This window comes from Clostridium peptidivorans (assembly GCF_900205925.1).
Classification (GTDB): domain Bacteria; phylum Bacillota; class Clostridia; order Clostridiales; family Clostridiaceae; genus Clostridium_AK; species Clostridium_AK peptidivorans.
In genome coordinates this window covers 95383-107749 of the sequence record NZ_OAOD01000010.1, presented here as the reverse complement: position 1 = coordinate 107749, position 12367 = coordinate 95383, and the positions used below count along the sequence as shown (strand labels likewise).

The following is a 12367-nucleotide window of genomic DNA, read 5'->3' as shown; positions in this document are numbered from 1 at the left end:
TTATCTGAAATAATTATTATTAATTGGTAACAATATGTATTAATATTTGTTAAAAATAAAAGTTAAGGATATATACATATGTACTTTATCCTTAACCTTTAAATTTAATATTATTTCTCTTCGCCTACTATCATAACTTCTGTATGAAGATCAACGTTGAAATTTTCTTTTACTGTTTCTTGAACCTTTTTAATTAAGTTTAAAATGTCCTCAGCATTTGCATTTCCCTTGTTTATAATGAATCCTGAATGTTTTGCTGAGACTTCTGCATCACCTATGTTTATCCCCTTTAATCCACTATCCTCTATTAGCTTTGCTGCAAAGTAACCCTCAGGTCTCTTAAAGGTGCTTCCTGCAGATGGATATTCTAGTGGCTGTTTCTCTGTTCTTCTTCTAGTTAAATCATCTATTCTTTCATGTATCTTTTCACAATCACCATTTTGAAGCTCAAAGGTTGCTTCAAGTATAGTATATCCATATTTAATGATGGCACTCATTCTGTAGCCAAGTTCCAATTCTTCCTTAGATAACTTCTTTATTTCTCCATCCCTATCTATGACAAGTGCTTCTTTAATTATTTGAGATATTTCTCCATTATATGCACCTGCATTCATGGTAAGTGCTCCCCCTACACTTCCAGGTATCCCAATTGCAAATTCAAATCCTGCAAGACACGCATCTGCTGCTGCCTTAGAAGTCTTAGAAAGTGATGCACCGGCCTCTACTATTACGTTATTGCCACTTACGCTGATTTTGTCAAGTCTTGTAAGCTTTATAACAACTCCCCTTATCCCACCATCTCTTACAAGAAGATTAGAGCCATTTCCTATAATAAAATATGGTATATGATTTTCATTACAATGTTTTATTAAGTATTGTATATGGGAATAATCCTTTGGAGTTACTAAGATATCCGCTGGACCTCCAACTCTAAAAGATGTATGTGCTTTCATTGGTTCATCTATTTTTACATTTTCTTCACCTAGAATATCGTACAATTTTATAGCAAATTCTTTATAACAGCTCATAGTATATTCTCCTTAACATCAAAATTAATACATAAATAAGTATAAAGGATAAATAAGAGTTAATCAATATTTATAAAGTCAATTAATAATGAATTAGGTGGAAATAAGTCATTAATATGGAAGTGAAGGTATCTGAATTTTATCCAAATTTATTGAATATTAATCATAAGCTATTGTCCATTAACTATTAATTGTTAATTATTAACTATTAATTATACTATGCTTTACCTTTAAAAAATTCCACTATATTTTCTGCAGATTTTTTATCTATAGATGGAGTTTCTAAAATTTCCTCATAACTTGCCTTTTTTATGCCTTCTATGCCGCCAAATTTCTTTAATAATTCCTTTCTTCTTCTTTCTCCAACCCCTGGTATATCATCTAATATAGAATGAAATGCTGTTTTATTTCTCAAAGACCTATGATAAGTTATCGCAAATCTATGAACTTCATCTTGAATTCTTGTAATAAGCCTCATTATATTAGAATGCTTTTTAATAGGAAGTTCTTCATTATTATATATAAGACCTCTTGTACTGTGTTTATCATCCTTTACCATACCACAGATAGGAATATCTATCTTAAAGCTTCTTAATACTTCCAAGGCTATATTTACCTGTCCTTTTCCACCATCCATAAGTATTAGATCTGGGAAAATACAAAACTTTCCTGAACTTACCTGAAGATTTTTTTCACTTATTGCCTTTATCTCATCTAGTCCATGTTGAAACCTTCTTGTAAGAATTTCCCTCATACTTTCATAATCATTTGCTCCAACTACGCTATTTATCTTAAATCTTCTATAATCACTATTTTTGGATTTGCCATCTTCAAAAACTACCATGCTTCCAACCGAGTCCACACCTTGTATATTTGAAATATCATAGGCTTCTATCCTCTTTGGAATATCCTCTAAATTTAGCATTTCACTAAGTTCCCTTAAAGCTACTTCATAAAGTTCTTTATCCTGAAGTATTTTAATTTTAAATTGTTCTAATGTTATCTTTGCATTTCTTCGAACCATATCTAAAGTATCTCTTTTATCTCCTCTTTGAGGAACTTTAATCCAAACCTTAGAACCACGCTTCATAGTAAGCCACTGTTCTAATAGCTCTTGTTCATTAATATCTTCTACATATATGGACTTAGGTATAAATGCTGCTGCCCCATAAAAGCTTTTTATAAAATCAGCTATTATTTCTTTATCTTCCATATCCGCTGAATTTTCTATAATAAAGTGTTCTCTTCCAACTATTTTCCCTTCCCTTAAGAAAAATACCTGAACACATACGTCCTTTTCATCTTTGTAAAGACTTATGAAATCCTCATTTTCAAAGTTAGAAGTTATAATCTTTTGCTTTTCTGTTATCTTTTTTATGGCATTTATTTTATCTCTAATGGCTGCTGCCTTTTCAAATTGCAGACTTTCTGCTGCCTCTTCCATTTTAAATTCTAAGTCTCTTAAGATATCCGCAGACTTTCCAGAAAGAAGACTTACAATATCACTTATTATATTTTTATACTCTTCCTTACTTACAAGCTTTGCGCAAGGTCCTTTACAAAGGCCTATATGATAATTTAAACAAGGTCTTGCACTTTCTTTATCTTCTTCTTTTATAACTCTTTTGCAAGTTCTTATAGGAAATATATTTTTTATCAGCTCTAATGTTTCATAAACTGCTGATACATCAGTATAAGGTCCGAAATATTTTGCTCCATCCTTTATGACATTTCTTGTTACAAATACCCTTGGAAAATCTTCCGTAGTTGTTACCTTTATAGATGGATAACTTTTATCATCTTTAAGCAATATATTATAGCGCGGTCTGTGCTTTTTTATTAAGTTGCATTCTAATATAAGTGCTTCCATTTCTGAGTCCGTAACTATATATTCAAATTCTGCTATGTTTTTAACCATAGCCTTTACTTTTTCTGAATGATTGCGTGAGCTTTGAAAATACTGCCTTACTCGGTTTTTAAGTACCTTTGCCTTTCCTACATAAATAACTTCGCCTAAAGCATTTTTCATTATATACACTCCAGGTTTATCTGGTAATCCCTTTAAATGATATTCAAAATCAAACACTTTATCACCACCTAAGAAAATATACTTGGGAAACTATATATCACATATAAAAGTCCTGCTACAATTATTAAGGTTTCTATGAAATTTCCTATAAAAGAATTGGTTTTAAATGTAACTGGAAGCTTAATGTTTTTTTCCTTAAAAGGGTATAAAAGTGGTATCCCCCTATTTGTCGCCATATCACAAAGTAGATGAAGACCATACCCTAGCATGAAGTAATAAATTAAGTTTCTTATTTCATATACATTTCCTATATATGATATTTGAAATGCAAATAATATCATTCCCATAAGACTATGAGTAAGCCCTTTTCTGTGAGATGAAACAGCTATTAAAATTAAAAATATTCCTATTGTTTTTATGTAAGGTTCTTTATCATATGAAAAACTATACCATAAAAATATAATGCCGCTGCAAGCATATAATACAACTTTAGTCATCTTGTTTTTAAATGGAAGTATATATTGATTAATTATACTTTTAGGGTGATCTATATCTGGAAGCAGTGATGCAAATGTTACTACAGCTAATCCAGTCAAACTCACCTTATCAGGCAATCTATTATAAAGTAGCAAATAAGTAACTATACCTACACCTGCATGTGTCTTTCCTTTCATAAATTATCCTCTCTAAGTTTCTATGACTTTAAACTATTTATTTTTTTGCTTATTTTAACCCTATTATACATAAACACAATAATAATTAATAGCGAACATAGAAGATTTATATTGAATAGTTACTATTCAACAGTTAATAATCATTAATCGTTTCCTATATTTTCAAGTTGCGTATTGACATTTTATTATACTGGTGCTAAACTAGCAACCATACAATAAAACTGCGACGAGAAGAAGTAAAAATCATACGTTTTCAACAGAAAGCTACCGGGTGATGAGAGGTGCAGAAAACAGATTTTGAATACATCTCTGAGTGGCACACTGAAAAGATTTTATATCTTAGTAGGCTGTTGCCGGGTGCGACCGTTACATCGCTAAGGTATAAGCACTTTTGTGCCGTACCCGATGAGGTTTACACAGCGATGTGTAAATAAAATTGAGGTGGTAACACGTGAGCAATTCTCCCGTCCTCTGCATAAAGCAGAGAACGGGAGTTTTTTATATGTAGATTTATATTAGAAAGGATGAAAATAATGAAAAATGCACAGGAACAGTTTAAGATTATTATGAAAGGAGTAAATCAGGTTGTCAGTGAAGAAAATTTAATGCAAAAACTAGAAAAAAGTATTACAACAAGCACCCCTCTTATAGTTAAGCTAGGCCTTGACCCTTCTGCTCCAGATATACATTTAGGTCATGCTGTTGTACTTCGCAAAATTAAGCAAATGCAAGACTTAGGTCATCGTGCAGTAATTATAATTGGAGATTTTACAGGTAGAATTGGTGATCCATCAGGCAAAAGCAAAACACGTAAACCATTAACCACTGAACAGGTACTTGAAAATGCAAGAACTTACAAGCAGCAGATTTTTAAAATACTTGATCAAGAAAAAACTGACCTTAGGTTTAATAGCGAATGGTTGTCAAAGCTAAATTTCGAAGACGTACTAAAGCTTGCAGGTAAAGTTACCGTTGCAAGAATACTTGAAAGAGATGATTTTGAAAAGAGATATAAAAATAATGAACCTATTGGACTTCACGAATTTTTCTATCCATTGATGCAAGCATATGACTCTGTAGAATTAAAGGCAGATATTGAAATGGGTGGTACAGATCAAACTTTTAATATTCTTATGGGCCGTACCCTGCAAAAGGATTATGGTCAGGATAGTCAAATAGCACTATTTATGCCTTTACTTGAGGGTACAGATGGAATTGAAAAGATGAGTAAGAGTCTTGGTAACTATATCGGTATATATGAAAATGCGGTTGAAATTTATCAAAAGACCATGACTATTCCAGATAGCCTTATTATTAAATACTTTGAACTTGCAACTGATATTCATCCAGATGAAATTGAATTAATTAAGGTGGAGCTTAACAACCCAGAAATTAATCCTCGTGATGTTAAGATGAGACTTGCAAAAGAGATCACATGCTTATATTGTGGAGCAAAGGAAGCAGAAATTGCTGAAGAGCACTTTAAGACTGTGTTTCAAAAAAATCTAATCCCTGATGATATAGATGAACTTAATTTAATCCTTGATTATATTACAGACAATGATCAAATTGATCTAATAAAAATTATAGTACAAAGTGGACTTGCTAAAAGCAATAGTGAAGCCAGACGTCTTATTACTCAAAATGCTATGAAAATAGATGGAGAAAAATTTAACTCATTTACAATGCCAAATCCACATGACAGTTTTATTATTCAAATTGGGAAATCTAAGTTTGTTAAAATAAAAATATAGGGGAATTGCAAAGCAATTCCCCTATATTTTATTTTCAATGGCATTTACAACTTGACTATCTATAATATCTGCCATATTTAAAAGTATATCTTCTATTCCCTTTGGCTCAAAGTTACCAAATTGACCGTGATGGGAAAGTATTGAATAGCATATATCATCTAACTCTTCCTCTGAAAGAATATTTCCTACTTCTATATTTATTTCTCTTACATATGCTGCTCCAAGTACCAAATGGTCTAGCTTTATGTCTTTTCTTCTTATTATTCCCTTATAATCATATTCCTTAATTTTCATGATATCGTGAATAATGGCCTTAAGCATAAGTCTATCTTTATTAATCACCTTAGCTGCACTCATATAAAAAGGATTTGTTATATAATCATTCACAACATTCTCTATAGCTTTCATAACTCCCACTGTATGGAGAAATAAACCTCCTCTTTTGTTTCCATGAAACTTTTCAGCCGCTACACAACTTATAAAGGCATTCCATCTTTCATCATTATATCCCATGGCTCCAGTAGCTGCAGTTGCTATTCTTTGATACTTTTCTTCCATATCTAGCACCATATAATTAAAATAATCTATTAAATCTTCTGGTATATTATATTGAGGTACAAAATCCTCATAATTTACTCCTTCCATAGAAATGGAGTTTATCATTGGATTTCTAACTTGAACATTTCCATTAAATCTAGTTACGATGCCTGTTACATTTATTAATGTATTTACCTCTACTACGGCATTTAATTTATCATAATTGGTCCATACAGGGAAGGCAATACTTCCTGTGTTATCCTGCATTATAAGTAATAAGTAGGGGGTCCCATCTTTTTTATAACCAGTTCTTTTATCACTAACTAAGGCATTAAGTTCTACCTGTTCCCCATTTTTAAGATCTCCTATTTCCTTTATCTTCACCAAAATTCCCCTTTCTCTAGTACTTATTTTGATAAAGCTTCCTTTATAACTCCTGAAGCTATGCTTGCGGCTAAACCTCCTCCTTGACCACCATCTTCAACAATAACTGCTACCGCTATTTCAGGATTTTCATATGGAGCAAAACCTATAAACCATGCATGAGGTTTCGCACCGCTTCCTTCTTCCTTATGGTCTGCAGTACCAGTTTTACCTGCTACATTTATTCCATACACAGATGCATTTCTTCCTGTACCATGAGCCACAACTTCTCTCATATAATTCTTTATTATCTGTGCATTCTCCTTTGTTGTAACATCATTTATCTTCTGTGGTTTCACTTCACTTATTAAGCTATTCTTGCTGTCCATGACCTCTTTTACTATATAAGGCCTCATCATCGTTCCGTCATTTGCTATGGTACTTGCTACTAACGCCATTTCCATAGGAGTTGCAAGTACTGTAGACTGTCCTATAGCACTTTGCGCTATATTACCTTTTTCATAACTTTTAAAGGATGGAAATTTACTATTTTCAATTACAACTCCATCTGCTGGTATATCTTTATTGAAATAAAACTTTTCTGCGGTATCTTTAAGTTTACTATTCCCAAGGTCAATACCTAGACTTCCAAAATAAACATTGCTTGAATGTATGAAGGCTTCTTTAAGACCTATATTACCCAAAACTTCTCCATTATAGTTTCTTAGAGATTCCTTTTCATTAAACACTAATACCCCATTATCTTGAATTCTTTTATTTGTAACACCATCAATATTTTCCAAAGCACTTATTGCAGTTATTACCTTAAAAGTAGAACCTGGTGGGTACATACCTGAAGTGGCTCTATTGAGTAGTGGCCTATCTTTATTGGAATTAATATTCTTCCAATTTTCTTCAAGATAATTAGGATCAAAAGATGGTTTTGATATTAAAGCCAGTATTTCTCCTGTTTTAGGATTCAGTGCTACCACTGCCCCCTTGTTATTTCCTAAAAGTTCATAACCCTTCTTTTGTATATTATAATCCAAGGTGGTTTTTAAATTACTCCCATACCTTTCCTTTGTCTGTCCTGGTGATTTTAATATATTCACTAAAGTATCTCTTATACTGCTTGTGGATAATTCTTTATCATATCTTCTTTCAAGTCCTGTAATTCCATATCGCACATCTACATATCCTAAGGCATGGGCAAATGCTTCTCCACCTTCATAATTTCTTTTTTGAGTTTCCGCATTTATTCTGGTGCTTTTAGAAAGTGCTTTCATATTTCTATCAAATATACTTCCTCTTAAAACCTCGTTTCTCTTAGCCCACATACGTGCATTATACTGACTATTTACAATTTTCGGTGCAACCATTACTTCAAAATATGTTATGTATGATATTAGTCCTACAAAACATATTAAAAATACTATTAATACTTTTTTTATATTATCTGATATATCCTTCATAATTTTATCTTCCCTCTTCAGAAACCTTTTGTATTATGCCTAGTGCAAAAAACGTGCTAAGCATGGAGCTTCCACCATAACTTACCATAGGTAGTGTTATACCAGTTAGAGGTATCATGTTTATTACCCCTCCAATTATAACAAATACCTGGCAGGCTATCATGGCACTGTATCCTACTGTAATAAGTCTTGAGAAATCATCTCCTGCATATATAGCTGCTCTCATACATCTGTAGAAAAGTAGAAAGTATATGAGTATTATGGCAAATCCCATTAATATTCCAAGTTCTTCACATATTACAGAAAAAATAAAGTCCGTTGTCCTTACAGGTATATATTGAGGATAACCAAGCCCTAGTCCTGAACCTGTAAGCCCGCCTGATGCAATAGCCAAAAGAGATTGTACAACTTGATAGCTTTTATCCGTAGCATATGGCCAAGGATTTTTCCAAATTAAAACCCTAAGCTTTACATGGTCAAACAATCCATAACTTATAACTGCTCCTAGTGCAAATAATGCTAGACAAACTAATACATATTTAAAATTAGATGTAGCTATGTATAGCATAGTAATGGATATTCCAAAAAACATTAATGCGCTTCCAAGATCCCTTTGTAAAACCATAAATCCTAAACTTAACATAACAACTATTCCAGGCTCTATTAAGTTTTTAAAGCTTTTATAATCTTTTAAAGCTGCAGATAAATATGCAACTAAAAAAAGTTTTCCAAATTCCGATGGTTGAAAGGCAAATCCTGCAATACTTACCCAGTTTTTTGCCCCATAAGTCTCTTTTCCCATGAGTGTACCCATAGCCATAAGTATTACGGTTATTCCCAAATATACATACTTAAACTTTACAAATCTTTTTAAATCAGGAAGTATTACCACTATTAGTATAAAACCTGTAACCCCTATAGCAAACCATACTATTTGCTTTACAGCAGTTGCAGTATCTATTCTGTATAGCATTATAATTCCTATAACCGCTAAAATACTAGAGAATATAAATATAAATTTATCTCCTCCTGAAAAAAATCTTCTTATTATAAAATAAGAATATCCTATAAGAAGACATGTTGCTAATGCCATAAGCATGGCGCCCTTATCAAAAGGCTCCTTTATTATTGTTAAATTAAAAAAACCCACTATGCAAAGTAAATATGTATATTTTAAGAGTTTCTTTTCATCTTTACTGGTATCCAAAAGACCACCATCCTAAAATTAAATTAAGAACTTAAATACTGTATTTCCTATTTTTATAATATCTCCTGTTTCTAAGTACTTCTTACCTTCTATTTCATCATCATTTACCAAAGTACCATTCGTACTCCCTAGATCTTCAATGATATAATCTCCAGACTTAACATAAATCCTTGCATGTTTTCCCGAAACATAAGGATCATCTAGCATGAATGTATTATCTTCTTTTCTTCCTATGGTTATTTGACCTTGGAGGGGAATTACCCCTCCCCTTTTTAAATTGTAACTATTTCCAGGCTCTATGATTTCTAGTCCTGCAGTCTTCTTTTTAGATTTCTTTCTTGTTCCGCCTTTTATATCCTTATTCATTATTCTAAGAGCTGTAAAAATTATCATATAAACTATAGCTATTATAATTAAAGTAAATATTGGGCTTAGCTTAGCCAACAACATAAATCACCTTCTTTTTATCATTTCAACATCTTTTTAAGATAAAATCCTGTATAGGACCCTTCAGCCTCACTTATCTCTTCTGGAGTTCCTGTTGCAATTATAGTTCCTCCCTTTGCTCCACCCTCTGGACCCAAATCTATTAAATGATCTGCACATTTTATTACATCTAAATTATGCTCTATGACAACCACTGTATTTCCTGTATCTACAAGTCTTTGAATTATAGCTATAAGTCTACTTACATCATCTATATGAAGTCCTGTGGTTGGTTCATCTAGTATATATAACGTTCTGCCTGTGCTTCTTTTTGAAAGCTCATAGGCAAGTTTAATTCTTTGTGCTTCTCCACCAGATAGCTGAGTTGAAGGCTGACCAAGTTTTATGTATCCTAATCCAACATCCATAAGTGTTTGAAGCTTATTTTTTATTCTTGGTATGTTCTCAAAAAACTTTAAAGCTTCTTCTACGGTCATATTAAGTAAATCATCTATATTTTTACCCTTATATTTTACTTCTAAAGTTTCTCTATTATATCTTTTTCCCTTACAAACTTCACAAGGAACATATACATCAGATAAGAATTGCATTTCTATCTTTATTATACCATCACCCTTGCAAGCCTCGCATCTTCCGCCTTTTACATTAAAGCTAAACCTTCCAGGCTTATATCCTCTCATTTTGGATTCTGAAGTATTTGAAAACACCTCTCTTATTATATCAAAAACTCCCGTATAAGTAGCTGGATTTGATCTTGGAGTTCTTCCAATAGGGCTTTGGTCAATATTAATTATCTTATCAATATTTTCCACTCCCTCTATATCCTTATGTTTTCCAGGCATATCTTTAGAATTATTAAGTTTTTTATTTAGCCCTTTATATAGTATTTCATTTACTAATGTACTCTTACCTGATCCAGAAACCCCTGTAACACAAGTTAAAACTCCCAGTGGAAATTTCACATTTACATTTTTTAAGTTATTTTCCTTTGCCCCCTTTATGGTTATGTAATTACCTGAAGGCTTTCTTCTTTCGCTAGGCAATTCTATTTTCTTTTTACCACTTAGATATTGACCAGTAATTGATTTTTCATTTTTTATTATATCATCAATAGGACCTTCTGCAACTATTTCTCCACCATGTTCTCCTGCTCCAGGTCCAATGTCTACTATATAATCTGCTGCTCTCATTGTATCTTCATCGTGTTCTACCACAATTAAAGTATTTCCTATATCTCTTAAATGCTCTAAAGTAGATATCAATCTATCATTATCTCTTTGATGTAGTCCAATACTTGGCTCATCTAGTATATATAAAACTCCAACTAAACTGGATCCTATTTGAGTAGCAAGTCTTATTCTTTGAGCTTCTCCCCCAGATAAAGTTCCTGCAGTTCTTGCTAAATTTAAGTAATCAAGCCCTACATCTATAAGGAAATTTAATCTACTTCTTATTTCCTTCAATATTTGATTACTTATGATTTTTTCTTTTTCTGTAAACTCTAGTGAATTTACAAAGTCTAATTCTTCTTTTATAGGCATTTCAGCAAATTCATGTACATTTTTGCCTCCAACAGTTACCGCAAGAGCTTCTGGTTTTAATCTTGCTCCCTTACATTTTGGGCAATGATTGTTGCTCATATAAACTTCTACTTCTTGCTTTATTGAGTCAGAATTTGTTTCAAAATATCTTCTTCTTAAAGTATTTATAATTCCTTCAAAAGCATGATAGAAGTCTGTAGCTGTGCCATCTTTAGTATATCTAACTTTTATCCTCTCTCCACCTAATCCGTATAAAAGTATATTTACTATTTCAGGAGGAAGCTTTTCTATTGGAGTATCAAGTTTAAAATGATATTCCTTTGCTAAAGACTTTAATATTCCGTAGGTCCAGGAATCCTCCCTTAGTACGCTATTTGCCCAAGGCAAAACAGCACCTTCCATGATACTTTTACTTTTATCTGGAATTACTAAGTTCTCATCAATTTCCAAAAGGGTTCCAAGGCCATCACACTCACTACATCTTCCAAAGGGGGAATTGAAGGAAAATGTTCTAGCGGATATTTCTCCTACGCTTATTCCACAATCAGCACAAGCAAAGTTCTCACTAAATAAAATATCCTCCCCACCAATTACATTTATTATTACGGTACCTTCTGCAAGTTTCAAGGCTATTTCAATGGAATCTGACAACCTGCTTTTTATATCATCCTTTACCATTAGCCTATCAACTACTGCTTCTATGGTGTGCTTTTTATTTTTTTCAAGTTTTACTTCTTCATCTTCTAAGTCTACAGTACTTCCATCTATCCTTGCTCTTACATATCCATTCTTTTTTATATTTTCAACTACCTTTACATGTTCCCCTTTTCTTCCTCTTATGATAGGAGCTAAAATTTGTATCTTAGTTCTTTCAGGAAGTTCTAATATCTTATCAACCATTTGATCTACTGTTTGCTGCTTTATTTCTTTACCGCAATTTGGACAATGAGGCACTCCAATTCTTGCATATAAAAGTCTCAAATAATCATAGATTTCTGTTACAGTTCCAACAGTAGACCTTGGATTTCTACTGGTAGTCTTTTGATCAATTGAAATTGCAGGGGAAAGTCCCTCTATGTATTCAACATCTGGCTTATCCATTTGTCCTAAGAACTGCCTTGCATAGGATGACAGAGATTCTACATATCTTCTTTGTCCTTCTGCATATAATGTATCAAAGGCAAGGGAGGATTTCCCTGAGCCTGAAAGCCCAGTAAAAACTACAAACTTATCCCTTGGGATTTCAAGACTTACGTTTTTTAAGTTATGAACCTTAGCACCTTTTATAATTATTTTATCTATCATAAATTTATTT

Annotated in this window: 9 protein-coding genes and 1 other annotated feature; of the genes, 1 reads left to right on the top strand and 8 read right to left on the bottom strand. The window is 32.4% G+C overall.

From position 1 onward, the window contains the following. Nucleotides 1–110 precede the first annotated feature (110 nt). From murB to CRN98_RS10130, 3 genes are all read right to left on the bottom strand, one after another. The gene (gene murB / locus CRN98_RS10140; protein WP_097027303.1) at nt 111–1028 is read right to left on the bottom strand and encodes a UDP-N-acetylmuramate dehydrogenase; all 918 of its coding nucleotides are present in this window, start codon (nt 1026–1028) and stop codon (nt 111–113) included. A 217-nt stretch (nt 1029–1245) separates the two neighbouring features. After that, the gene (gene uvrC / locus CRN98_RS10135) at nt 1246–3114 is read right to left on the bottom strand and encodes an excinuclease ABC subunit UvrC (protein ID WP_097027302.1); all 1869 of its coding nucleotides are present in this window, start codon (nt 3112–3114) and stop codon (nt 1246–1248) included. 11 nt (nt 3115–3125) lie between these two features. Next, entirely contained in the window at nt 3126–3731 is a 606-nt protein-coding gene (locus CRN98_RS10130) for a metal-dependent hydrolase (protein ID WP_097027301.1), read from the bottom strand. 214 nt (nt 3732–3945) lie between these two features. Beyond that, nucleotides 3946–4206, top strand: a binding site (T-box leader). Nucleotides 4207–4264: 58 nt separating this feature from the next. Between CRN98_RS10130 and tyrS the strand changes: the two genes are divergently transcribed. Continuing rightward, entirely contained in the window at nt 4265–5485 is a 1221-nt protein-coding gene (tyrS, locus tag CRN98_RS10125; protein ID WP_097027300.1) for a tyrosine--tRNA ligase, read from the top strand. Between the two features lie 21 nt (nt 5486–5506). Here tyrS and CRN98_RS10120 read toward each other — a convergent pair whose 3' ends face one another. From CRN98_RS10120 to uvrA, 5 genes are read right to left on the bottom strand one after another with little or no spacing between them, the layout of a single operon-like run. Beyond that, nucleotides 5507–6406 (bottom strand): HD domain-containing protein, encoded by a 900-nt coding sequence (locus tag CRN98_RS10120; RefSeq protein ID WP_097027299.1) that lies wholly within the window; start codon nt 6404–6406, stop codon nt 5507–5509. A gap of 23 nt (nt 6407–6429) precedes the next feature. After that, on the bottom strand, nt 6430–7857 hold the full coding sequence (locus tag CRN98_RS10115; RefSeq protein ID WP_097027298.1) for a peptidoglycan D,D-transpeptidase FtsI family protein: 1428 nt from the start codon (nt 7855–7857) through the stop codon (nt 6430–6432). Between the two features lie 4 nt (nt 7858–7861). Continuing rightward, nucleotides 7862–9064, bottom strand: coding sequence for an FtsW/RodA/SpoVE family cell cycle protein (locus CRN98_RS10110; RefSeq protein ID WP_097027297.1), 1203 nt, complete (start codon nt 9062–9064; stop codon nt 7862–7864). A gap of 18 nt (nt 9065–9082) precedes the next feature. Then, nucleotides 9083–9514: an FHA domain-containing protein gene (locus tag CRN98_RS10105; protein ID WP_097027296.1), complete on the bottom strand. Its 432-nt coding sequence runs from the start codon at nt 9512–9514 to the stop codon at nt 9083–9085. Between the two features lie 17 nt (nt 9515–9531). Beyond that, the gene (gene uvrA, locus CRN98_RS10100) at nt 9532–12357 is read right to left on the bottom strand and encodes an excinuclease ABC subunit UvrA (protein ID WP_097027295.1); all 2826 of its coding nucleotides are present in this window, start codon (nt 12355–12357) and stop codon (nt 9532–9534) included. Between the last annotated feature and the right edge of the window lie 10 nt (nt 12358–12367).